The following is a 22,474-nucleotide window of genomic DNA, read 5'->3' on the forward strand; positions in this document are numbered from 1 at the left end:
CCTTCACGGATCGCAAAACGTAGACCTGGGTCCATTGCGATTGGGTGGATTAATTCTACTGACATTTCTACGTTGTCACCAGGCATAACCATTTCAACGCCGTCTTGAAGAGAGATTGCGCCAGTTACGTCAGTTGTACGGAAGTAGAACTGTGGACGGTAACCGTTAAGGAATGGAGTATGACGACCACCTTCTTCTTTAGAAAGTACGTATACTTCTGCGTCGAATTTAGTGTGTGGCTTGATCGCACCTGGTTTAGTTAATACTTGACCACGTTGAACGTCTTCACGCTTAGTACCACGTAGAAGAACACCACAGTTCTCGCCCGCACGACCTTCGTCAAGAAGTTTACGGAACATTTCTACGCCAGTTACAGTTGTTTTAACTGTGTCTTTGATACCAACGATTTCAACTTCTTCGCCTACTTTCACGATACCTGATTCAACACGGCCAGTGACTACTGTACCACGACCAGAAATAGAGAATACGTCTTCGATTGGCATTAAGAATGCTTTATCGATTGCACGTTCTGGTTCTGGGATGTAAGAGTCAAGCGCTTCAACAAGAGCTACAACAGCTGATTCGCCGTATTGACCTTGGTCACCGTTAAGTGCAGCTAAAGCTGAACCACGGATGATTGGAGTATCATCACCTGGGAAGTCGTAAGTAGAAAGAAGTTCACGAACTTCCATTTCTACTAATTCAAGAAGCTCTTCGTCGTCTACAAGGTCGCATTTGTTTAAGAATACAACGATGTAAGGTACACCTACCTGACGAGAAAGAAGGATGTGTTCACGAGTTTGTGGCATTGGACCATCAGTCGCAGCACATACAAGGATCGCACCGTCCATTTGAGCAGCACCAGTAATCATGTTTTTAACATAATCGGCGTGGCCCGGGCAGTCTACGTGAGCGTAGTGACGGATTGGAGAATCGTATTCTACGTGTGAAGTATTAATTGTAATACCACGTGCTTTTTCTTCTGGTGCTGAGTCAATTGCAGCGTAGTCTTTCGCTTCGCCACCAAATTGTTTAGCACATACAGTTGCAATCGCAGCTGTTAAAGTTGTTTTACCATGGTCAACGTGACCAATTGTACCCACGTTAACGTGTGGTTTATTACGTTCAAACTTAGCCTTAGCCATGTTCATCTTCCTTTGTAGATTACTCATGCAGGATCACTGCATGAGCATTAGAAATTTAACTATAAATTAGTTAGGTAAGTATAGTAATCGAAAGATTACTCGTCGTCACCTTTTTTACCGCCAGCTTGGAATTTAGCGATGATGCCTTCAGCCACGTTACGTGGAGTTTCAGCATATTTAGCAAATTCCATAGAGTAAGTCGCACGACCTTGAGACATAGAACGCATATGAGTTGCGTAACCAAACATCTCAGCAAGTGGAACTTCTGCACGGATTGCTTTAGTACCACCAGGTAAATCGTCCATACCTTGAACCATACCACGACGACGGTTTAAGTCACCCATGATATCGCCCATGTAGTCTTCTGGAGTTTCTACTTCAACTTTCATGATTGGTTCAAGAAGGATAGGATCCGCTTTCATGAAACCATCACGGAAGGCATAAGAACCCGCCATTTTGAACGATAATTCGTCAGAATCGACATCATGGTAAGAACCGTCGAATAAAGTCGCTTTAATGCCAACTACTGGGTAGCCAGCTAAAACGCCGTTCTTCATACGTTCTTGAATACCTTTGTCAACCGCACCGAAGAATTCTTTAGGTACTACACCACCAACAACTTCTTCAGCGAATTCGTATTCTTTTTCTGATTCAGGATCAAGCGGTTCAAGACGCACGTATACGTGACCGAATTTACCTTTACCACCTGTTTGACGTACGAATTTACCTTCTTGCTCAACCGATTTTTTAATCGTTTCGCGGTAAGATACCATTGGTTTACCAATGTTCGCTTCAACACCGAATTCACGCTTCATACGGTCAACGATGATGTCAAGGTGAAGCTCACCCATACCAGCAATAATCGTTTGACCAGATTCTTCGTCTGTACGTACGCGGAATGATGGATCTTCTTTTGCCAAACGACCTAAAGCAACTGACATTTTTTCTTGGTCAGCTTTAGTTTTAGGTTCAACTGCAAGTGCAATTACTGGCTCTGGGAATTCCATACGCTCTAGTGTAATTACGTGGTTTTCATCACATAATGTATCACCAGTTGTTGTGTCTTTAAGACCTACACACGCCGCGATGTCGCCTGCACGAATTTCTTCGATGTCATGACGGTCATTTGCGTGCATCTGTACGATACGACCAACACGTTCGCGTTTCATTTTTACTGGGTTGTAGCATGGGCTACCTGCTTTAAGCACACCAGAGTAAACACGTACGAATGTTAAGTTACCAACGAATTTGTCGTTCATGATTTTGAACGCTAACGCAGCAAACGGTGCTTCATCAGACGCTTCACGAGAACCTTCAGTTTCGTCTTTGTCGTCTAAGATACCTTTAATTGCTTCAACGTCAGTTGGCGCTGGTAAGAATTCAATAACAGCATCCAACATACGTTGAACACCTTTGTTTTTGAATGCAGAACCACAAAGCATTGGTTGGATTTCGTTCAGCAATGTACGCGCACGAATACCAGCAATGATTTCTTCTTTAGTTAACTCGCCTTCTTCAAGGTACTTGTCCATGAGTTCTTCTGATGCTTCCGCAGCAGCTTCAACCATGTTAGTACGCCATTCATTAGCAGTATCAACTAGATCAGCAGGGATCTCGCCATATTCGAACTTCATACCTTGAGATGCTTCATCCCAGATAATCGCTTTCATTTCGATTAGGTCAACAACACCTTGGAAGTTTTCTTCAGCACCGATTGGCACAACGATTGGCACTGGATTACCGCCAAGACGTGTTTTAACTTGCTCAACTGCACGGAAGAAGTTCGCACCAGTACGGTCCATTTTGTTAACGAACGCAATACGAGGCACTTTATATTTGTTTGCTTGACGCCATACAGTTTCAGACTGAGGTTGAACACCACCTACAGCACAGTAAACCATACATGCACCGTCAAGAACACGCATAGAACGTTCAACTTCGATGGTGAAGTCTACGTGTCCCGGTGTGTCAATTACGTTAATACGGTGCTGTTCGAACTGGTTGCCCATACCTTTCCAGAAGCATGTTACAGCTGCTGAGGTAATAGTAATACCACGTTCTTGCTCTTGTTCCATCCAGTCCGTAGTTGCAGAACCTTCGTGAGTTTCACCAAGTTTATGGCTCTCACCTGTGTAGAACAAAATACGTTCAGAAGTAGTTGTTTTACCAGCATCGATGTGAGCAGAGATACCAATGTTACGGTAACGAGAAATTGGGGTTTGACGAGCCATGATTTCTAGCATTCCTAAATTTTGTTGTTTAAAACAGTACGCTTTAAGCTGCAATGCAACTTAAAGCGTTTGGATGACACCTCAGTGACAACTGATGTGTCACCGCCCTAAGAAAGGTCTGTTTTATTTGCTTAGAAACGGTAGTGAGAGAATGCTTTGTTGGCTTCAGCCATACGGTGCACATCATCACGTTTCTTAACTGCTGCGCCTTTACCTTCAGCTGCATCAAGCAACTCACCAGCAAGACGTAGAGCCATAGTTTTTTCAGAACGCTTAGCAGCAGCGTCTACTAACCAACGCATCGCTAAAGCAGTACGACGGGATGGGCGTACTTCCATAGGAACTTGGTATGTAGCACCACCAACACGGCGTGCTTTTACTTCGACCATAGGACGAACTTTTTCAAGAGTAGTCTCGAAAAATTCAACTGGGTCTACTTTAGATTTTTCTTGAACGCGGTCTAAAGCACCGTAAACGATACTTTCAGCAATAGATTTTTTACCATCTTGCATTACGTGGTTCATGAATTTAGCGATTGTTTGGCTGCTGAACTTAGGATCCGGAAGGATTTCACGGGCAGCAACTACGCGACGTCTTGGCATTTTAATACACCTAATAAAATTGACACTTCAGGTTTATCCAGCATTTGTACAAAGTGTCATGTACCTTTAGCTGGCCTTACTACACGTCGCTTGGAATTTTCACAAAATTAAATGCAGAAATCAGACAAGCGAGACGATAAAGGATTGCGGTTCTAGACCTTAAGAATTAATTCTTACGAATTACTTCTTAGGACGTTTAGTACCGTATTTAGAACGTGACTGGTTACGATCTTTCACGCCAGCACAGTCTAAAGAACCACGAACGGTATGGTAACGTACACCTGGTAAGTCTTTAACACGACCACCACGGATAAGAACAACACTGTGCTCTTGTAGGTTATGGCCTTCACCACCGATATAGCTTGATACTTCAAAGCCAGAAGTTAAGCGAACACGGCAAACTTTACGCATTGCTGAGTTAGGTTTTTTAGGTGTAGTTGTGTAAACACGTGTACAAACACCACGACGTTGTGGACAAGCCTTCAACGCAGGAACTTTAGATTTTTCAACTAAAGTTGTACGACCCTTACGGATCAACTGATTTGTTGTTGCCATTTGGCAATTCTCCCGTTAATAAAAAGCCCCAAAAAATGTACCACTTTTTGAGGGCATATAATTGTAAGATAAGATCGTCTAATGGTCAATATTAGCAAGCCCGAGAAACAGACTCTGCTCTACAAAAAAACACAAAAAACTGCAATTTAGCCTGAATTACTACTTCAGATTATCATCCAATAATACTCATAGCTTTGGGCAATTCAGATAACCCTTGCAGTGCTATTTTTTACTGTTTTTTTCCAAAGACTCAGCCTCAAGTGCTTCAGGTACTTGGTTAAAATCAACTTCTTGGCTTAAGGCAGGTTGCTGAGGAGCTACCTCTGCATGTGGTTCAACCATCTGTGCTGCTAATTTCTTTAAATCCTGATGCACCGTTTGATTGGCTTCTTCACCATCTACAAGGCTTTGATCTTTTTTCTGAATAACCACTTTAGAAATGGTGGCATGATCTTCAAGTTCAATTGCTTGATTGAGTTTTAGTTCACCCACCTGTTGCTTAGCTGCAAAATATTCACGCGATTTTTCATAGGCTGCAATAGGAGACAAGTTTAAATCTTGATGCTGTTGTAAATAAGTCCGCGCTTCTGAGAAAATCTCTTGTGCCTTTTGATTAACATCTTCAAGTAACTTCCAGCTATACGCTGCACTTAACGATGCTCCAGCCACTGGAGTGAGTTTACTTAAAATACTCAGTTTAGGTAAATGATTCAGCCATTCAAACTTAGCCTGTCCTTGAGCATCTTGCAGCCACTGCTTTAAGGTTTCAGCATCTTGATGACTTCCCAACAATTGCTGCAATTGATTCAGATCATGCGTTTCTAAGGCGCTTGATAGCGCTTTTAATGCCACCAACAGGGTTTGTTTTTGCGCGATCAAACTTAAATCAATTTGTTTAAAAACAAACTGCACCATGTCTTGCTCAGTTTGTTGATTGAGCTCAAAACCATAAGCACGACCAATTTGGTAAATACTACGCAGAGACAACAACAAAGAGGCCGGCACATCAAGCGCAGAACCCAAGACACCAGTTGCCCCACTTAAGGCACCTTGTACTGAAGCCAACCATTTATTTTGATTGGCCAATACCTCACTAATGCGTTTAGAGCGATCGACATCTTGGGTTAGCTCTTCTAAATCTTTAACCCCTGCCTCATCTAAAATTTGATCTACAGCGCTTAAACGTGAACCTAAATGATTGAGCTGCTCAAATAGATAATCGGAAAATTTATCGGTTAAATCAGGTGCGACGAAACTGGTGACTTTATTCACGCTGGCATAATGTCGGCCCAGTAATTGTTTGGATAAGTTTGGCAAGCTTGATTCGTTGTGATCTGCAGAACTTACTTTTTCAGATTTTTTCTGATTTTGTCCTACTTTATTTAATACCTCAAGGCCCGAGTGACTGAGCTTTTTAGCCACTCCAAGCGCACTATCGAACATTCCTTCGGCTTGATTATTTTTACTGTTCACGCTGATTTACCCCTCTGTGTAAATTTGAACTTTCTGGCTAAATACTAGGTATAGTCTATGTTTATCTCAACTTGATTATGTATCTTTTGGTTAAGTCCTGCAGTATTTGGTTGCAAAATAAATCAGTCAACAACAGGCATAGGATTTGCCATAAGAAATCAAAAATCTTTCTGCTATCATGAACGTATTGAAAATCATAAGTATGCAGCATTCACTGCTCGTTGTACTTCACAAGATCACCATATAAAGGAACTGTAGATGAAGCGTGTTGTAATCACTGGTATGGGCATCAACTCATGCATCGGCAATACATTAGACGATGTCTTACATTCGTTACAAAACGGAATTTCTGGGACACGTTTTAACCAGACTTATGCAGATTTAAATTTTAAAAGTCATGTCAGTGCTGCAGCAGAACAAGACTTTGACAATATCGACCGCAAACTCAAACGCTTCATGGGTGTATGTGCAATGTATGCCTATAACTCAGCAGTTGCAGCAGTGGAACATGCAGGTCTAAAAGCAGAAGATTTAGCCGGTAATCCACGTTACGGTATTGCAGGCGGTTCAGGTGGTGGTTCTACAGCATCTGTGATTGAAATGAACGAGCTGTTAGAAACTAAAGGCGCACGTAAAATTGGTCCATTCTTTGTACCACGTAACATGACCAACACCATTACAGCCAACGTGGGTGTGGCATTTAAATTACAAGGCATTTCTCATACTATTACTAGTGCATGTGCAACTTCTGCTGACGCCATTGGTTATGCTTACAACATGATCCAGCTTGGCAAACAAGATTTAATGCTTGCAGGTGGCGGTGAAGAAGACCATTGGTCACAAAGCTTATTATTTGATGCGATGGGTGCATTATGTTCTAAATACAATGACACACCAGAAACAGCATCACGCCCATATTCAGCTGACCGTGACGGTTTTGTCATTGCTGGCGGTGGCGGTTTCGTGGTACTTGAATCACTAGAACACGCGCAGGCACGTGGCGCGAATATCTTAGCAGAAGTGGTGGGCTATGCTGCCAATGCAGATGGTGCAGACATGGTTGCACCAAGTGGTGAAGGTGCAACACGTTGTGTTCTAATGGCACTCGAAGAAGCCAAACAACACGGCGTAGACAAAATTGACTATGTCAACACGCATGGTACATCAACACCTGCAGGTGACGTGACTGAGCTTTTAGCGATGGAACGTGCGTTTGGTGCAGGTCAAGTACCACCACTCAGCTCAACTAAATCGATGACAGGTCATAGCTTAGGCGCAGCGGGTGTACACGAAGCGATTTACTCAGTCCTGATGATGCAAAATGACTTTATTGCGCCAAACATCAACGTCACTGAGCTTGATGAGGGTGCAAAACCATTTGATATCGTACTTGAAAAACGTGACACAAAACTGAATACTGTAATGAGTAACAGTTTTGGTTTTGGCGGTGTAAACGCTTGTCTCGTTTTCAAAAAATGGGAAGGCTAATGCACCCTTAGGGTGATTTAATGGATGCTCCTTCTGATGCTTTCCTTTGGGTAAAAGCGTTACATATTATTGCCGTAGTATGCTGGTTTGCTGCTTTGTTTTATTTACCAAGGCTGTTTGTTTATCACGCGATGAGCGAAGATCAGACCAGCCACCAACGCTTTCAAATCATGGAACGCAAGCTGTATCGAGGGATTATGTGGCCAGCAATGTTGGCCACTTTAATCACAGCACACTTTTTAGTAGATTGGGGCGATGCCACACAGAATTACCATGCAGCGACATGGTTTTACCTCAAGGTCGGCTTAGTCGGCTTATTGGTCATTTACCACTTGGTTTGCGGCTATTACCGTAAAAAACTCATGCAAGATGCTCACTATAAATCGCATAAATTTTGGCGTTTCTTTAATGAGTTGCCGACGTTTATTTTATTTGCAGTGGTTATCTTAGTAGTGGTTAAGCCCATCTTTTAAATCCCTCAAAAAAATCCCCGCTGATGCGGGGATTTTTTTGCTTGAACTAAGCTTCAGTTTTCAACTGGGCTTTTTTCATGGCAAGTACACGTGGACGATACAAGACATAATAAGTCACCGATAAAATCACCAGCCATAATGGACTTACTTTTAGTGCATTAAAAGTATCTGGCTCTAAACTTAAAATCACTAAGGCAAACGCTAAGAAGATTAGGACGATATAGCTCATCCACACCCCACCCGGCATTTTAAAACTCGAGTTGGCATGTTGCTCTGGGCGTAATTTACGATAGCGTAAGTAACACACCATAATTAGCCCCCAAATACTAATAAATAAAATCACACACAGCGATGTTGCAAGGGTAAACGCTTCCAAGGTATTGGGTACAAAATACTGCAAGGCAGCACCTGCCATAATAAAGCTACAAGAAAAAACCAAACCTTTAGCCGGTACAGCACGTTTGGATAAATGGGCTAAAGCCGCAGGTGCTTGTTGACCACGCGCTAAACCAAATAGCATACGACTGGTCGAAAATACACCGCTATTCATAGAGGATAGCACTGAAGAGAGCACCACAAGGTTCATAATTAAGGCAGCAGCACCAATGCCAGCATGCATAAATAAGCTCACAAATGGGCTTTGATCAGCTGGAATTTTTGCCCATGGTGTCACAGACATCACCACAAATAGCGACAATACATAAAATAAAATAATACGGGTAGGAATCGCATTCACTGCTTTAGGCAAGTTTTTCTCAGGATCTTTGGTTTCAGCAGCCATCGTCCCTAATAGTTCAACCCCAACAAAGGCAAATAATGCAATTTGGAAGCCTGCTAAGAACCCATCGGTGCCTTTGGGGAACATCCCTCCTGACCAGACATGACTAAAACTTGCCACACTGCCATCCGGCGATTGGAATTGGTTAAACACCATAAAGCCACCAATACCAATCAAGCTTAAAATGGCTAAAATTTTAATTAAGGCAAACCAAAACTCAATTTCACCAAATAATTTCACGGTGAGTAGATTTAAACCTAATACCAACAAGACACAACTAACACTAATCATGGCCTGCTGGATTGGACTAAACGCTGCGCCTTCGGGTAACCAAAAACTTAAATAGTTAATAATTGCGGCTAAGTCGGCAATACCCACTAACACCCAACCGAGCCAATACGACCAACCAATATAGTATGCAGCGCCTGGACCAATCAGATCACGCGCCATATCAATAAATGATTTGTAATGTAAATTTGCTAATAATATTTCTCCTAATGCACGCATTAAGAAGAAAAACATAAAGCCAATGATCATATAAATAAATAAAATTGAAGGTCCAGCCAAAGCAATTGTTTTACCTGAACCCATAAATAAACCGGTTCCAATTGCACCGCCAATCGCGATGAGTTGTAGATGTCGGTTAGAAAGTTTGCGCTGCAATTCGTCTGCAGGTGCATCATTTTGTTGCATGATTGTCATTGGATTGATGTCCTTATATTACCTATACACCTAAGCAATATTTATGCCTAAATATATGATTTTAAAAAAACTTCCTGTTTCCTAAAACTTTAACACATAAAAAAAATGCACAGTTAAAACTGTGCAGCAGTAATTGCTATTTCAATTAGCCAATCGGGATTGACCAAATCGGCTTGAATCGTGGCTCTGGCGGGTTTGGGTAAATCTGTTAACCATTCCATCCATATTTCATTAACCACGGGGAAATCTTCTAGATTTTTTAAAAATAACTGCGCCGATAATATACGTGACTTATCACTGTTATTTTCACTTAATATTTTATCAATAGTCGTTAAAATCTCAGCGGTTTGACCAGCAATATTTTGCTCAGTATTTTTAGGCACTTGACCAGATAAATACACCATTTGATTAAAAATCGTGGCTGCACTCATCACTTGATTGCTATCATAGCGTTGAATATCCGTCATATCTTGTACTTCCTGTTAAAAACTTAGGCAGCGTGCATCGGTACGCGCGCAGTCACACCACACATCAATTCATAACCTAATGTGCCCGATGCCGCTGCCACTTCATCAATACTTAACACTGCACCTTGTGAAGATTGCCCCCATAGCACCACTTCACTGCCAATGGTTGCCTCTAAATGTTCAGTTAGATCCACCACCAACATATCCATGCTGACGCGCCCTAAAATCTGGCTGCGTTTAGAGTCTACTAATACAGGTGTCCCTGTAGGTGAAATCCGTTGATAACCATCGGCATAGCCACAAGCCACCACGCCTATACGCATCGGACGCTCAGCAATAAACTGAGAGCCATAACCGACCGTTTCACCTTGCTTAATATCTTGAATGGCGATGATTTGACTGAGTAGGCTCATGCTCGGCTTTAGATTCCAATCTTCAATACTTTGCTTAGGATAATTGGGCGAACTGCCATATAGCATAATCCCGCTACGCACAATATCGGATTGAATATGCTCTGAATGGCGTAAAATTGCTGCGCTATTGCTGACTGAAGTTAAGCCACCTAAAGCCTGAACGGTGTTTTGAAAAACTAAATATTGATGCTGAATGCCATCTTGGGAAAAACGCTGCCCATCGGCATCAGAAAAATGCGTCATATGGGTAATAGAGCGCACATTGGGAAAACTTTGTAGCTGCTCAAACACGGCGCGATAGTCTTTTGCCTCAAAACCTAAACGGTTCATACCGCTGTTCATTTTTAAATACACATCAAACTGTGCTGCGGATTGCTGGGCAAAGGCCGCTAACCACTCTATTTGATGGGGACTATGCACGCTAAAACTTAAATCGAGCTCAGCACACAGTGCTAAATCTTGCAGTTGAAAAATACCTTCTAAGAGTAGAATTTTCCCTTGCCAACCTAACTCACGTATCTTTGCAGCTTCTGCCAAGTCCAACACAGCAAAACCATCAGCGTCGCACAAGGCTGGATAGACATGTGCTATACCATGTCCGTAGGCATTGGCTTTGACCACTGCAAACACCTGTGCCTGTGGAGCACTTTTTCGGGCAATCGTTAAATTATGCTGTAGTGCATCTAAATGCACCACAGCTTGGATTGGACGTGGCATGTTTTCTTCCTTGAAAATAAATTGCGTTATTAAGCTGCGTAGCGCTGTAGCGATAAACCTTCCGTGCTAATTTCTGGCTGATGATTCATGACCAAGTCACTAATTAACTTGCCTGAACCACAAGCCATGGTCCAACCTAAAGTGCCATGTCCAGTATTTAAGAATAAATTGCTAAAACGGGTGGCCCCAATAATTGGTGTGCTGTCTGGGGTCATAGGACGTAAACCTGTCCAAAAACTTGCCTCGCTTAAATTACCACCTGGGAATAGCTCCTTAGTCACCATTTCCAAAGTGCCGCGGCGATCTGTTTTTAACTCACGGTTAAAGCCACTCAGCTCTGCCATGCCACCGACCCGAATACGCTGATCAAAACGAGTAATAGCAATTTTATAGGTTTCATCCAACACGGTAGATTGCGGTGCAAAATTTTGGTCAACAATAGGTACCGTCAATGAATAGCCCTTTACCGGATACACGGGTAAATCTAATTGCAATGGTTTTAAGAAATCTCGTGAATAGCTCCCAAAGGCCAATACATAACGATCGGCTTTGATGACTTCCCCATTGACCACTACACCTGTAATTTCACTGCCTTGGGTCACCAAACGCTCTACATTTTGGTTAAACTTAAATTGCACACCCATTTCTTTGGCTACATTGGCAAGCGCATTGGTAAATAAGTAGCAATCACCTGTTTCATCATTGGGTAAATGTAAACCACCCACCAGTTTATCTTGCGCATAGGCCAGTGCTGGTTCGACTTTGGCTAAGTCATTGCCTAATAACAATTCATGTGGCACGCCACATTCTTCAAGCACAGCAATGTCACGTTGCACCATTTCAAGCTGCGCTTCATTGCGAAATACTTGTAAGGTGCCTTTAGAGCGATGCTCATAATGAATCCCAGTGTCTTTACGCAATTCACGTAAACAATCACGGCTATATTCTGCCACACGGGTCATTCGCTCTTTATTGATGGCATAACTGGCAGGATTACAGTTTTTCAGCATTTGTGCCATCCAATTGAGTTGCCACAAACTGCCGTCTAAGTTAATCGCTAAAGGCGCATGATGTTGGAACATCCATTTAACGGCTTTAAATGGAATCCCGGGTGCTGCCCAAGGGGTTGAGTAACCCGGTGAAATTTGTCCTGCATTACCAAAACTGGTTTCTTCGGCAGGGCCACTTTGGCGATCTAAAACTGTAACTTCTGCGCCCTGCGCTGCAAGGTAATAGGCACTTGCTACGCCAATTACACCACTTCCTAATACCAAAACGCGCATGACGCTACCCTCACAATTCTTCTAGTTGATTTTTCTAGTATATTGACGATTTGATAGTGAAATTCACCATTTTTTATGCTAAAAACTAGGTGAAACGATAGTTTTTTGACATTTAAATAGCAATAACAGGAAAAAATAAATGCGTGCATTAGATCGGATTGATCATCAAATTTTAGAGATTTTGCAAAAAGAGGGACGCATTGCCATTAGTGAGTTAGCAGCTCGCGTCAATTTATCCACCACGCCTTGCTCAGAGCGGGTTAAACGCTTAGAGCGTGAAGGCATTATTATGGGCTATCACGCCCGCTTAAACCCTAAAATGGTCGATCGTAATTTATTAGTATTTTTGGAAATTAAATTATCGGCAAAATCAGGTGATGTGTTTGATCAAGTGGCACGTAACTTAAGTGCCTTACCCGAGGTGTTAGAATGTCATTTAATTTCTGGTGAATTTGATTATTTGGTCAAAGCACGGCTTAAAGAAATGAGTGCCTACCGCCGTTTATTGGGTGATTTACTCAAACAACTCCCTGCTTCTGCCTCATCACATAGTTATGTGGTGATGGAAGAAGTCAAAGAAAGCTTATATTTAGACCTACATTAAGGATCAGGCATGTTTAAACAAGTTTTATCGAGTTTTGGCATTCAAGGTGTGCAAGTTGACACTCTCCTGCATAGTCCACACTTAGAAGTTGGGCAGGCCCTGCAAGGCGTGATTCATTTTAAAGGTGCCAGTAGCAATAAACGCATTAATGGCATTTATTTAGAACTGATGACGCTGGTTGAGGTCGAAAGTGGCGAGCATGAAATGCGCCAAGCGCAATGTATTGCCCGTTGGCCCATCAGCGGTGCTTTTGAGCTAATAGCCGAGCAGGTACATCAGTGCCCATTTAACATTCAACTGCCTTTTGAAACACCAGTGACACAGCTCAATTGCTACGCCAATCACACCAAAGTATGGCTTCACACCCATTTAGATATTGATTGGGCAGTAGATGCACATGACGATGATGCCTTAGCCATTTACCCCAATGCAGTGATGCAAAGCCTGATTACAGCTTTGCAGCATTGTGGTTTAAGCTTATATTCAGCCGATGTCGAACGCGGTCAATTACGAGGTGGTTATTTCCAATCGAGCATTGGTTGTTATCAAGAATTAGAGTTTAGACCCACGGCATGGCTGAGTCGTTTAAATGAGTTAGAAGTGTCTTTTGTCGCAACAGCAACACAAACGCATGTTTTGTTTGAAATTGACCGTAAACTCGGCAGTGATCATTATCAAACTTTAAGCTTGCCGCATACTGCGCTTGACGTTGGCAGCCTAGCGGCACATCTCAAACAATTATTGGCTTTATAGTACATCTAGCAATTGTTTAAAACTTTGAATGCGCGCTTTAGGCTTGGCTGCTGTAATTTCCGCATCTGAGCCATAGCCATATTCCACTGCAATGGTTTCAATACCATTACGGCGCGCCCCTAAAATATCGTATTCACGGTCACCCACCATTAAACAGTCACTGGCTTGCAAATGTTGCTGCTGTAAAATATAGGCAATTAAATCGCTTTTATTGGTACGCTCACCACTGAGTTCACTGCCATAGATCACGCAAAAATACTGCGCTAAATTAAAGTGTTCTAAAATCTGTTTAGCATAAATGGTGGGTTTTGCTGTGGCTAAAAACAGCTGATAACCACGCGCTTTAAGTTCAGCTAAAGTCTCCTTCACCTCAGGATAAACTTCATTTTCAAATAAACCGGTAACCGCAAAACGCTCACGATAACCCAATAAAGCCTGTTCTGCTAAATCATGATTGCTATCGACGTTTAAAATTTTAGCCAGCGAGGCTTTGAGTGGCGGTCCAATGATCCAATCTAAATCTTCATGCAGTGCAACTGGATGACCAATTTTATTTAAACCATAACGCGCCGAGGTGGTAATCCCCACTTTTGGATCAGTTAAAGTGCCATCTAAATCCAATAAAATATTTTTAATCACCACACACCCCGAACATCCTAAAGTTGCCTATACTAACCCAATTTTAAATTGAAAGGACTGCCCCATGCGCGCGACTGTACTTTGTTTTTCTGGTCTAGATCCCTCTGGTGGTGCAGGTTTACAAGCTGATATTGAAGCGATTGGCGCCAGTGGTGCGCATGCTGCGATTGCCTGTACTGCTTTGACCATTCAAAACTCACAAAAAGTATTTGGTTTTGAAGCTACAGCAAAAGACTTACTCTTGGCGCAGGCCCATGCTGTAGTCAAAGATTTGCCTATTAAATGCATTAAATCCGGCATGCTCGGGACGACAGATAATATTGCAGCTTTAGCTGAATTTCTACGTCATCATCCTGAGTATTTATATGTATTGGATCCTGTATTAGTGGCCAACAGTGGTGGCTCGCTGGGCGATCAAGCCACTTTGGTCAAAGCCTTTGTTGAGCTTATTCCACTGGCCACCATATTAACCCCAAATACAGTGGAGCTGCGTGCTTTAACCGGTGAAGATGATTTAGACCGTGCCACCGAAAAACTCTTTGCCTTAGGTGCTAAAGCTGTTTTGGTCAAAGGTGGGCATGAAGACACGCCTGAATATATTCAAAACACTTTATATGTAGATGGTATACAAGTTGCCCAAAGCCGTTGCCCACGTTTAGAGGGTGAGTATCATGGTTCAGGTTGTTCACTGGCAAGCTATATTGCAGGTCGTTTAGCCCAAGGAGTTGAGCTAAAACATGCAGTTCAACAAGCTGAAGAATGGCTGTTTGGTGTACTGCAAAATGCTGAAATTCCTGTGGCAGGTGGTCAACGCATTCCGAAGCGTTTTTAAAATTCAAGCCCGTGATTTACGGGCTTTTTTCTCGATCTTGTTGGCTATATTTGCGTTGTAAATTTTCAATATGTAATTGTTCAGTGGCCTGTGTATTGGCCAGTAAATGTCGCTCTAAGTGCATGTGAATACGTTTAAGTTTCATAGTACTTAACACTTCTACTTGAAAACTTTTTAAATAACCTACCCATGTATCCCCACGGCATACATATTCTGGCATCTGATTTTTAAACTGACTTCTTGGGGTAAAAACAATCACCGAATGAAAATATTTTTCATCCACGACATCCTTTAATAGGTGCTGCAATACTTTAATATGTTTGAAATTTTGTCGAATGGGATTTTGAAATTCATAGCTTTTTTGGGCATTCAAACTTTGACGCCAAGTTTTATCGTATTCTAAGCCAAAGATCCAACCCTGATAATCTTTGGTTTCTAAAACAAAAATTCCATAGGGACTTAAAATAACATGATCGATTTGTGTACTACCATTATCCTCATCCGGCAAGGTACAGTTATTTAATAGAATATAAGGTGCTTTAAAATTTTTTTGATAAGTCTCAATAACAGCACGTTCACCGCGATTAGGAATACTGGGCTTGGGGGTAGTGAATTGCTTTACCCAATAAATCACTAAACCAACACAAATGACTAAAGCAATAAAGGCTGCCATAGAATTCACCCTCGTTTATAGATATTGTTGTTCGAGTTTTAATAAGAACTGTTTTTTCTCAATACCACTTGAAAAACCCACCAATTTGCCATTAGCACCAATCACGCGATGGCAAGGAATCAAAATTAAAATTGGGTTTTTACCATTGGCGCCACCCACTGCACGTACTGCCTTTGGCTGATTAAGCATATGCGCTTGTTGTAAATAACTACGCGTTTGTCCATATGGAATTTGGCTTAAGGCATGCCATGCACGGTGTTGAAAGGTGGTGCCTTGCGGGGCTAAGGGCACAGAAAATTCACGGCGCTGCCCTGCAAAATACTCATCCAGCTCAAGTTGGGTCTGTTTTAAAATTGCTTGCTGAGGAGCAAAGCGTGCACCTTGCATCGGCATGGTCTGCTGACTTGATACCGCTTCTAAAGCCCACTCATTGGCAATTAAAACTAAATCACCAATTGGTGAGGCATAGTGACAATAATAGCGTGACATGAATTAGCTCGATGAAAGTTTCATTAATACTAACCCAGAAATAATTAAAATAGCAGCAAGCATACGCATGGCATTGGCCGGTTCACCGAGCACAAAAATTCCCACCAAAAATGCACCTACTGCACCAATACCCGTCCACACCGTATACGCCGTACCCAAAGGTAGGGCTTTCATGGCATAGGACAAGAGAGCGAAACTGAATACCATAAATACTATCGTCAGTATGCTTGGGGTGAGCTTGGTAAAGCCGTCGGACATTTTCATAAAATACGCCCATACCACTTCTAAACATCCTGCCACAATTAACACCAACCAAGCCATATATTTTCCACATAAAAAAACGCCGTGAATCCAGCGATTCACGACGTTATTATTTTAAACATTAAGATGAAGATAACTTCATTAACACCAAGCCAGAGATAATTAATAACGCTGCTAAAATTCGCATTGGACTTGCTGCTTCACCTAAAATAAAGATTCCGACTAAAAATGCGCCAATCGCGCCAATACCAGTCCAAATGGTATACGCCGTGCCCAAAGGCAAGCTACGCATCGCATAAGCCAATAAACCAAAACTAAGCAGCATAAAAAACAGTGTAATAAGACTTGGTGTGAGTTTGGTAAAGCCCATTGACAGTTTCATACTGTAGGCCCAAACCACTTCGAAGATACCCGCTAAAACCAGAATTACCCAGGCCATGTTGCCCTCCTCCTTTATAGAGTCAGGTCGTCCTGACGATTTTTCTAATTTTGGGCAAAAGACCAAAACAAGGGAGGTCGTTCCTCCTTTAGATGCTAAGAGTATAAATAAAAAATGCGCGAATTTGATGCATTTTTTACCAATTATTACCAAAAATTAAGCTTTGTTGCATTCTTGACTTATGCAGCCCCTGTAACAATAGACTGCACATATGTTTAAGCAAAGTGTTTATTTTGGTGCACATTTTGCACCAAAATACAGCTTAACTAATTGAGACAAAAAAGAGCGCCTGAGCGCCCTTTGTACTGCTTTTGATTTACGCTTGTTGACTACCGACCAACGCAAGTTCAGCACGCATCTGATCAATGACTGCTTTATAGTCAGCTTGCCCAAAGATCGCTGAGCCTGCAACAAACATATCCGCACCTGCTTCAGCAATTTCACGAATATTAGCTGGAGTTACACCACCATCGACTTCTAAACGAATATCACGGCCTGAAGCATCAATAATTTTACGTGCCTCACGTAACTTATCTAAAGTCATTGGAATGAATTTTTGTCCACCAAAGCCAGGGTTAACACTCATTAATAAGACTTGATCAACTTTATCCAATACATAATCAAGATAATGTAACGGTGTGGCTGGATTAAATACTAAGCCAGCTTTGGCACCACCTGATTTAATTAACTGTAAAGAACGGTCAATATGGTCTGATGCTTCTGGGTGGAAAGTAATAATGTCAGCGCCTGCATCTAAGAAGTCACCAATCATACGATCCACTGGTTTAACCATTAAATGCACATCAATGGGCGCTTGAATACCATATTTTTTTAATGCCTTACACACGCCTGCACCAAAGGTTAAATTAGGTACGTAGTGATTATCCATCACGTCAAAATGCACAACATCAGCACCTGCCGCAAGTACGTTTTCAACTTCTTCACCTAAACGCGCGAAGTCAGCAGATAAAATAGAAGGTGCGATTAAATATGGCTTGGACATAATAGAACCTGGCTTTGGGAATATTGCAAAATTAGCCTGATTATAACAAATTCCTGCTGCTTACTGTGTAGGCTTTTGCTGTTAACGCCATGCAGCTAAAACACAGCGTTGCAATTTTAATAAGCTGAAAGCTTTTTAGATTTGTTAGACTAAGCAAAACCCTGAGGTAAATGAGAATGAAAACCACTACAAAAATCAACACACTTGAAGCAGCACGCATCAGTAAACGGCTTTTAAATCATTGGAAACATAAATTTGAAGTTCAAGAAACACCACTGCACATGCAAATTTTTATGCCCGAATACACCATTAGCCTGAAGCCTCAGGCTGAGTATTTAGAGGTCATGATTGAAAGTCAATTAGAAGATTTGAGTCATATGCAACAAGTTGTGCTCAGTCATTTAAGCCGCATGGCAAATGCTGAATTGACTGCGACTTGGCAATAAAAAAAGAGGCATTTTGCCTCTTTTTTTTAAGATTGTAATTGCACCGCGTGATATTGCAGATGATCATCAATAAAACTTTGAATAAAGTAATAACCATGATCGTAGCCTTGATGCTCGCGTAAGGTCAGCTTTTGCCCGACTCGCTCACAGGCAGCTTTAAATAGCGCAGGATTGAGCTGGCTATAAAACTGATCTTTTAAGCCTTGATCAATTAGAATATCGCTAAATACCGCCCCTTTTTCTTGAATCAGTGCAGTTGCATCATGTTGTAACCAAACAGCGCGGTCTTCTCCCAAATAGTTTGAAAAGGCTTTTTCACCCCATGGACATTGGCTCGGTGCACAAATAGGCGCAAATGCCGACACCGATTTAAATTTTTCAGGATATTTAAGTGCTAAAGTTAAAGCTCCATGGCCGCCCATAGAGTGGCCAAAGATCCCAACTTTATTTTTGGCAATATTAAATTCAGTAGTCACTACAGCATATAACTCATCTGCAACAAAACTTTGCATTTGGTAATGTTCAGCCCACGGCGCTTGAGTGGCATTGATATAAAACCCTGCACCCTGCCCTAAATCCCAGTTGTCGCCTTGGGCCACATCCTCACCACGTGGTGAAGTATCTGGGGTAATTAAAATTAAACCCAATTGTGCTGCAAGACGCTGTGCATGTGCCTTAATGGCGAATGTTTCTTCGCTACAAGTTAAACCCGCCAAATAAAACAGCGCTGGACAGGCTTGACCTGTTAAGGCTTGTTGCGGCAAAAAAACACCAAATTTGGTGTCTTGTTTTAGCGTTGTTGATGCAAAACGATAAATACGTTGCTCGCCGGCAAAACATTGATTGCTTTGTAATAATTCCATGTGTCGTCCTACTTAAGGTGGCGCATTATTTTGATTTGGAAATAAGCGTTGTTCCAATTGTGGCAACATCAGTTGCATATTTTTACCAATCGCCCATTGTGGCTCAGAAGGTTCAAAGCCTTGAGCTGCTTCCCATTTGGCCACAGTTTCTTTGGCTTGTAAGAAAGAATTTTCAAAAGAGTTTTGTTCTCGCATCGCTTCATCAAACAAAGCCCGACCAAAATAGGTGTAATCAGCTTCATTGCTACAGCCAAAAGACTCACGATCAGCTGCAGCGGCAGTAATCACTAAAGTGTTTTCATCTTGTAAAGCTGAAACAAAGCTGCCTGAAAAACACGATGAAATGACAATCACACGCCAACGAATGCCTGATTTATCCAACGTATCTCGTAACCATTTTGGCTCAACATAGGCCAAATCAATTGGTGAGTTCTCCAGTTCAAATTGATTCGGCAAACCATGTGAGGTCATATATAAAAACAACACATCGCTGTCACGATTCATTTGTTGCCCTATACGCTTGAGCGCAAGTTCAATACTGGTTTTAGATGCAATTGGGTGGGTCTCTAAGGTCGCAGGATGATTAATCAAGATCATCGAACGCCCAAAGGTACCAAAACGAGTGTCAAACTGTTCACGAATACGTTCAACTTCTGACTTAAATACATCTTGATAGCTCGCCCCTGCCACTCCAAGGAAATACCAATGACTTTGGGCAAATTCACCAAATTGAATACTGTCTAAAGCTTTATTAAGCACTTTAGGCTGGGCATAAATAGCAGCTTCAGAAATGCTGGGTGGTACTTCATCAACTTTCCAAATGGGTTGGCTTTTGGCAGAAATTTGCCACACCACCAAAGTAAATAAAGTGGCAATAATAATCAGCGCACGTTCCCACCAAGGCCAATGTAATTCGCGTGCAAACACCCACACCACCGCCAAACTTTGCCATACAAACAGCACCATAAATAAAATGGGCAAGTAGTCATAGAGCAAATATGGTAGCCAATCCATCATGCCTAAATATTGAATCAGGCTTTGTAGCAAGGCAACATGTGTATCGAGTACCAACCACAATAAGGCAGGCACTAACATTAAGCGTGGGTTGTTAATGCGCTGTGATAAAAAAATCCCAACAATTAAGGCAATAAACGGCCATAAAGCATAACTCACCAAACCTTGTGAGTTAAACTCTCCCACTTCACCAGCACTGAGCCAGGCAAATAAAGTATTGGCACTGCCGCCTAAAATCCCCCAAATAATGAGTTGTGGAATAGAAGGACGGACAATTTGTAAGGCACGGCGCGAACCAAAAAATAACCACATACCGGCAATTTGGTTGCTTTTAAAGTCATGCCAAAAGTTAATGGAGGGTTTAAAGTCGATCATGGAATTATCTATGCAGTGCCTGCCAAAGGTGCGCGATTAAGTGTATGCCGAATGGCAGCTTTATCAATGCTCTAATGTACTATATCTTAAAACAATGTTTAAAAATGCAGCAGTTACATTTTTAAATCATGTTGAAAATAAGCATCAAAACGACAAGCATCGCCCAGCCATTGTTGATCTGTGCTTTGACCTGCTAAAAACACTGCAAGACGAGGCCGTTTCACCACCACGCGTTTGGCAATTTTTTGTGCCAAGGGCAAAAGGTTGTTACCTAAATCCATTTCGCCATCTTCAGGCAATAACATATGCAATAGCTGCATTTGCTTTTTTACTTGTGCCTGTTTTTTTGGCGCTTGCTGATTTTGATCACGCTGCGGGAACATCGGATCTAGATACACCACATCAAAGCTATTGCCTAATTCAGCTTGTTGACTTAAATAATCCGCTGAATCTGAAAAGACCAATTCAATTCGCGCTGCTGCTGCATGCAAGATTTTATCCTCTAGCGCACGTTGCTGGGTATCTTCAAGCAAAGTAAATAGGATTGGATGACGCTCAACTAAGGTGACATGCGCACCTAAATGTGCCATGAGTAAACTGTCATGCCCAAGACCTGCGGTTGCATCAATTAAACGCGGTTTTTCTGCTAGATTACAGGCGCGGGCAATCATTTCAGATTTTAAAGAAGCACGTTTTAAACGACCACTTTCCCCGTTCCAATCTGGTTGCATTTTCATGCCATTGGCAGATAACCATAAGCCTTCTTGATCTACACATAAAGCCAGTTCGGGATTGAGGCGTAAAAACCGCGCTGCGAGTTTTTCAATCACCTGAATATCAACAGCAACCCCACGTGAAGAAAGCACAGCAGAATACTGCTGTGCTTTCTCATAAAAGGCCTGTTCTGTATATAAGCGTAACGCGCTTACCATAAAGTCCAACCTGTATATGCAAATAATAAAATTGCTAAGCCCGATACAATGCGATACCACGCAAAGACCATAAAGTCACGTTTAGCTACATAAGCCACTAAAGCACGAATCAACAATAAAGCAGATACAAATGACACCAATAGACCCACAGCAATCACGGTCCAATCTGCCGCACCTTCAAAGACATGATAGCTTTGATACAAGTCCAATAAACCTGCACCGACAATCACCGGAATACCCAAGAAGAAGGAAAATTCGGTTGCGGCTTTACGTGATACGCCTAAGAACATCGCACCAATAATGGTCGCACCAGAACGTGATGTGCCCGGAATCAACGACAATACTTGAATCAAACCAATCCAAATCGCATCTTTAATACTTAAGTCTTCAACTTCTTTGGCACGTACCACAGGTGGATTTTTTTCAATCCAAATAATGATTAAACCACCCACGATCAAACCAATGGCAATGGCAATATCATTAAATAGCAGTTCTTTGACGGTTTGACCAAAGGTCAGTCCCACCAACACGATCGGAATAGATGCTAAAATTAAGCCAATGCCTAAACGGCGACCTTGTGGTTCACCACTCACAATACCCGTTGCTGCGCCCCAAAGGCGTGCCCAGTATTCATAAATGACTGCCGCAATTGCACCCATCTGAATAGCAATCACAAAGACATCACTTTTTTCTTTACTCCAAAAATTCATGAGCTCAGAAGCTAAAATTAAATGCCCAGTACTAGAAATCGGCAGGAATTCGGTAATCCCCTCTACAATCCCCATAATCGCTGCTTTTAATAGCAGTAAAAGATCCATAACAAT

Annotated in this window: 25 protein-coding genes; 6 read left to right on the forward strand and 19 right to left on the reverse strand. The window is 42.0% G+C overall.

Annotation, left to right across the window (positions count from 1 at the left end; genetic code table 11):
- The 5 genes from tuf to AC5YCI_RS14645 all read right to left on the reverse strand — a co-directional run.
- Positions 1-1,145, reverse strand: a 1,145-nt coding sequence (tuf, locus tag AC5YCI_RS14625) for an elongation factor Tu (RefSeq protein WP_496130081.1), incomplete at its 3' end; no start/stop codon positions are given.
- A gap of 95 nt (positions 1,146-1,240) precedes the next feature.
- Positions 1,241-3,376 (reverse strand): elongation factor G, encoded by a 2,136-nt coding sequence (gene fusA, locus AC5YCI_RS14630; protein WP_496130532.1) that lies wholly within the window; start codon positions 3,374-3,376, stop codon positions 1,241-1,243.
- Positions 3,377-3,507: 131 nt separating this feature from the next.
- On the reverse strand, positions 3,508-3,978 hold the full coding sequence (gene rpsG, locus AC5YCI_RS14635) for a 30S ribosomal protein S7 (RefSeq protein WP_122902407.1): 471 nt from the start codon (positions 3,976-3,978) through the stop codon (positions 3,508-3,510).
- A 180-nt stretch (positions 3,979-4,158) separates the two neighbouring features.
- A complete protein-coding gene (gene rpsL / locus AC5YCI_RS14640; RefSeq protein ID WP_002050319.1) occupies positions 4,159-4,533 on the reverse strand; it encodes a 30S ribosomal protein S12 in 375 nt (124 codons plus the stop codon).
- 222 nt (positions 4,534-4,755) lie between these two features.
- Positions 4,756-6,006 carry an EcsC family protein gene (locus AC5YCI_RS14645; protein WP_496130533.1) on the reverse strand — a complete coding sequence of 417 codons (1,251 nt, stop codon included), beginning with the start codon at positions 6,004-6,006 and terminating at the stop codon, positions 4,756-4,758.
- A 258-nt stretch (positions 6,007-6,264) separates the two neighbouring features.
- Here AC5YCI_RS14645 and AC5YCI_RS14650 point away from each other — a divergent pair, with 258 nt between their 5' ends.
- Positions 6,265-7,494 carry a beta-ketoacyl synthase N-terminal-like domain-containing protein gene (locus tag AC5YCI_RS14650; protein WP_496130534.1) on the forward strand — a complete coding sequence of 410 codons (1,230 nt, stop codon included), beginning with the start codon at positions 6,265-6,267 and terminating at the stop codon, positions 7,492-7,494.
- 20 nt (positions 7,495-7,514) lie between these two features.
- The gene (hemJ, locus tag AC5YCI_RS14655; protein WP_496130535.1) at positions 7,515-7,967 is read left to right on the forward strand and encodes a protoporphyrinogen oxidase HemJ; all 453 of its coding nucleotides are present in this window, start codon (positions 7,515-7,517) and stop codon (positions 7,965-7,967) included.
- Between the two features lie 46 nt (positions 7,968-8,013).
- Here the strand turns inward: hemJ and AC5YCI_RS14660 are convergent, their stop codons facing one another.
- The 4 genes from AC5YCI_RS14660 to AC5YCI_RS14675 form a co-directional block, all read right to left on the reverse strand.
- The gene (locus AC5YCI_RS14660) at positions 8,014-9,447 is read right to left on the reverse strand and encodes an amino acid permease (RefSeq protein WP_496130536.1); all 1,434 of its coding nucleotides are present in this window, start codon (positions 9,445-9,447) and stop codon (positions 8,014-8,016) included.
- Positions 9,448-9,560: 113 nt separating this feature from the next.
- On the reverse strand, positions 9,561-9,914 hold the full coding sequence (locus AC5YCI_RS14665) for a RidA family protein (RefSeq protein WP_496130537.1): 354 nt from the start codon (positions 9,912-9,914) through the stop codon (positions 9,561-9,563).
- A gap of 23 nt (positions 9,915-9,937) precedes the next feature.
- Entirely contained in the window at positions 9,938-11,044 is a 1,107-nt protein-coding gene (gene alr / locus AC5YCI_RS14670; protein ID WP_496130538.1) for an alanine racemase, read from the reverse strand.
- A 29-nt stretch (positions 11,045-11,073) separates the two neighbouring features.
- Positions 11,074-12,327 carry a D-amino acid dehydrogenase gene (locus AC5YCI_RS14675; protein WP_496130539.1) on the reverse strand — a complete coding sequence of 418 codons (1,254 nt, stop codon included), beginning with the start codon at positions 12,325-12,327 and terminating at the stop codon, positions 11,074-11,076.
- Between the two features lie 139 nt (positions 12,328-12,466).
- Between AC5YCI_RS14675 and AC5YCI_RS14680 the strand changes: the two genes are divergently transcribed.
- Together AC5YCI_RS14680 and AC5YCI_RS14685 are read left to right on the forward strand one after the other, a co-directional pair.
- A complete protein-coding gene (locus AC5YCI_RS14680) occupies positions 12,467-12,931 on the forward strand; it encodes an Lrp/AsnC ligand binding domain-containing protein (RefSeq protein ID WP_496130540.1) in 465 nt (154 codons plus the stop codon).
- Between the two features lie 9 nt (positions 12,932-12,940).
- The gene (locus tag AC5YCI_RS14685; RefSeq protein WP_496130541.1) at positions 12,941-13,684 is read left to right on the forward strand and encodes a sporulation protein; all 744 of its coding nucleotides are present in this window, start codon (positions 12,941-12,943) and stop codon (positions 13,682-13,684) included.
- Here the strand turns inward: AC5YCI_RS14685 and AC5YCI_RS14690 are convergent.
- Positions 13,679-14,323 carry an HAD-IA family hydrolase gene (locus tag AC5YCI_RS14690; RefSeq protein WP_496130542.1) on the reverse strand — a complete coding sequence of 215 codons (645 nt, stop codon included), beginning with the start codon at positions 14,321-14,323 and terminating at the stop codon, positions 13,679-13,681. The two genes, AC5YCI_RS14685 and AC5YCI_RS14690, sit on opposite strands and share 6 nt — an antisense overlap.
- 64 nt (positions 14,324-14,387) lie before the next feature.
- On the opposite strand from AC5YCI_RS14690, the gene AC5YCI_RS14695 reads away from it, so the two are divergent.
- A complete protein-coding gene (locus tag AC5YCI_RS14695; RefSeq protein ID WP_496130543.1) occupies positions 14,388-15,155 on the forward strand; it encodes a hydroxymethylpyrimidine/phosphomethylpyrimidine kinase in 768 nt (255 codons plus the stop codon).
- Positions 15,156-15,171: 16 nt separating this feature from the next.
- On the opposite strand, the gene AC5YCI_RS14700 is transcribed toward AC5YCI_RS14695, so the two are convergent.
- The 5 genes from AC5YCI_RS14700 to rpe all read right to left on the reverse strand — a co-directional run bounded on the left by AC5YCI_RS14700 (position 15,172) and on the right by rpe (position 18,020).
- A complete protein-coding gene (locus AC5YCI_RS14700) occupies positions 15,172-15,828 on the reverse strand; it encodes a nuclease-related domain-containing protein (protein ID WP_496130544.1) in 657 nt (218 codons plus the stop codon).
- 15 nt (positions 15,829-15,843) lie between these two features.
- Positions 15,844-16,317, reverse strand: a complete 474-nt coding sequence (locus AC5YCI_RS14705) for a methylated-DNA--[protein]-cysteine S-methyltransferase (protein WP_496130545.1) — start codon at positions 16,315-16,317, stop codon at positions 15,844-15,846.
- 3 nt (positions 16,318-16,320) lie between these two features.
- Positions 16,321-16,638 carry a quaternary ammonium compound efflux SMR transporter SugE gene (gene sugE / locus AC5YCI_RS14710; RefSeq protein WP_496130546.1) on the reverse strand — a complete coding sequence of 106 codons (318 nt, stop codon included), beginning with the start codon at positions 16,636-16,638 and terminating at the stop codon, positions 16,321-16,323.
- Positions 16,639-16,699: 61 nt separating this feature from the next.
- On the reverse strand, positions 16,700-17,017 hold the full coding sequence (gene sugE / locus AC5YCI_RS14715; RefSeq protein WP_496130547.1) for a quaternary ammonium compound efflux SMR transporter SugE: 318 nt from the start codon (positions 17,015-17,017) through the stop codon (positions 16,700-16,702).
- Positions 17,018-17,333: 316 nt separating this feature from the next.
- Positions 17,334-18,020 (reverse strand): ribulose-phosphate 3-epimerase, encoded by a 687-nt coding sequence (gene rpe / locus AC5YCI_RS14720; protein ID WP_496130548.1) that lies wholly within the window; start codon positions 18,018-18,020, stop codon positions 17,334-17,336.
- 176 nt (positions 18,021-18,196) lie between these two features.
- On the opposite strand from rpe, the gene AC5YCI_RS14725 reads away from it, so the two are divergent.
- Positions 18,197-18,466, forward strand: coding sequence for a DUF2218 domain-containing protein (locus AC5YCI_RS14725; protein WP_496130549.1), 270 nt, complete (start codon positions 18,197-18,199; stop codon positions 18,464-18,466).
- A gap of 26 nt (positions 18,467-18,492) precedes the next feature.
- Here the strand turns inward: AC5YCI_RS14725 and fghA are convergent, their stop codons facing one another.
- The 4 genes from fghA to AC5YCI_RS14745 form a co-directional block, all read right to left on the reverse strand.
- The gene (gene fghA / locus AC5YCI_RS14730; RefSeq protein ID WP_496130550.1) at positions 18,493-19,329 is read right to left on the reverse strand and encodes an S-formylglutathione hydrolase; all 837 of its coding nucleotides are present in this window, start codon (positions 19,327-19,329) and stop codon (positions 18,493-18,495) included.
- Between the two features lie 12 nt (positions 19,330-19,341).
- Entirely contained in the window at positions 19,342-20,718 is a 1,377-nt protein-coding gene (locus AC5YCI_RS14735; protein WP_496130551.1) for a C13 family peptidase, read from the reverse strand.
- A 113-nt stretch (positions 20,719-20,831) separates the two neighbouring features.
- Positions 20,832-21,650 (reverse strand): class I SAM-dependent methyltransferase, encoded by an 819-nt coding sequence (locus tag AC5YCI_RS14740; RefSeq protein WP_496130552.1) that lies wholly within the window; start codon positions 21,648-21,650, stop codon positions 20,832-20,834.
- Positions 21,644-22,468, reverse strand: coding sequence for an undecaprenyl-diphosphate phosphatase (locus tag AC5YCI_RS14745; RefSeq protein ID WP_496130553.1), 825 nt, complete (start codon positions 22,466-22,468; stop codon positions 21,644-21,646). The genes AC5YCI_RS14740 and AC5YCI_RS14745 overlap by 7 nt, the downstream gene beginning before the upstream one ends.
- Positions 22,469-22,474 lie beyond the last annotated feature (6 nt).

The sequence above is a fragment of the Acinetobacter sp. CY17 genome (assembly GCF_059515825.1).

Excerpts from the sequence above, each read along its gene's own strand:
- AC5YCI_RS14725 (WP_496130549.1), top strand. The coding sequence starts at position 18,197 with ATGAAAACCACTACAAAAATCAACACACTTGAAGCAGCACGCATCAGT.
- AC5YCI_RS14675 (WP_496130539.1), bottom strand. The coding sequence starts at position 12,327 with ATGCGCGTTTTGGTATTAGGAAGTGGTGTAATTGGCGTAGCAAGTGCC.
- AC5YCI_RS14705 (WP_496130545.1), bottom strand. The coding sequence starts at position 16,317 with ATGTCACGCTATTATTGTCACTATGCCTCACCAATTGGTGATTTAGTT.
- rpsG (WP_122902407.1), bottom strand. The coding sequence starts at position 3,978 with ATGCCAAGACGTCGCGTAGTTGCTGCCCGTGAAATCCTTCCGGATCCT.
- fusA (WP_496130532.1), bottom strand. The coding sequence starts at position 3,376 with ATGGCTCGTCAAACCCCAATTTCTCGTTACCGTAACATTGGTATCTCT.
- AC5YCI_RS14665 (WP_496130537.1), bottom strand. The coding sequence starts at position 9,914 with ATGACGGATATTCAACGCTATGATAGCAATCAAGTGATGAGTGCAGCC.
- AC5YCI_RS14685 (WP_496130541.1), top strand. The coding sequence starts at position 12,941 with ATGTTTAAACAAGTTTTATCGAGTTTTGGCATTCAAGGTGTGCAAGTT.
- AC5YCI_RS14740 (WP_496130552.1), bottom strand. The coding sequence starts at position 21,650 with ATGGTAAGCGCGTTACGCTTATATACAGAACAGGCCTTTTATGAGAAA.
- rpe (WP_496130548.1), bottom strand. The coding sequence starts at position 18,020 with ATGTCCAAGCCATATTTAATCGCACCTTCTATTTTATCTGCTGACTTC.
- AC5YCI_RS14660 (WP_496130536.1), bottom strand. The coding sequence starts at position 9,447 with ATGACAATCATGCAACAAAATGATGCACCTGCAGACGAATTGCAGCGC.
- AC5YCI_RS14695 (WP_496130543.1), top strand. The coding sequence starts at position 14,388 with ATGCGCGCGACTGTACTTTGTTTTTCTGGTCTAGATCCCTCTGGTGGT.
- sugE (WP_496130547.1), bottom strand. The coding sequence starts at position 17,017 with ATGGCCTGGGTAATTCTGGTTTTAGCGGGTATCTTCGAAGTGGTTTGG.
- AC5YCI_RS14680 (WP_496130540.1), top strand. The coding sequence starts at position 12,467 with ATGCGTGCATTAGATCGGATTGATCATCAAATTTTAGAGATTTTGCAA.
- sugE (WP_496130546.1), bottom strand. The coding sequence starts at position 16,638 with ATGGCTTGGTTGGTGTTAATTGTGGCAGGATGTTTAGAAGTGGTATGG.
- fghA (WP_496130550.1), bottom strand. The coding sequence starts at position 19,329 with ATGGAATTATTACAAAGCAATCAATGTTTTGCCGGCGAGCAACGTATT.
- AC5YCI_RS14700 (WP_496130544.1), bottom strand. The coding sequence starts at position 15,828 with ATGGCAGCCTTTATTGCTTTAGTCATTTGTGTTGGTTTAGTGATTTAT.
- alr (WP_496130538.1), bottom strand. The coding sequence starts at position 11,044 with ATGCCACGTCCAATCCAAGCTGTGGTGCATTTAGATGCACTACAGCAT.
- AC5YCI_RS14650 (WP_496130534.1), top strand. The coding sequence starts at position 6,265 with ATGAAGCGTGTTGTAATCACTGGTATGGGCATCAACTCATGCATCGGC.
- AC5YCI_RS14735 (WP_496130551.1), bottom strand. The coding sequence starts at position 20,718 with ATGATCGACTTTAAACCCTCCATTAACTTTTGGCATGACTTTAAAAGC.
- hemJ (WP_496130535.1), top strand. The coding sequence starts at position 7,515 with ATGGATGCTCCTTCTGATGCTTTCCTTTGGGTAAAAGCGTTACATATT.
- rpsL (WP_002050319.1), bottom strand. The coding sequence starts at position 4,533 with ATGGCAACAACAAATCAGTTGATCCGTAAGGGTCGTACAACTTTAGTT.
- AC5YCI_RS14745 (WP_496130553.1), bottom strand. The coding sequence starts at position 22,468 with ATGGATCTTTTACTGCTATTAAAAGCAGCGATTATGGGGATTGTAGAG.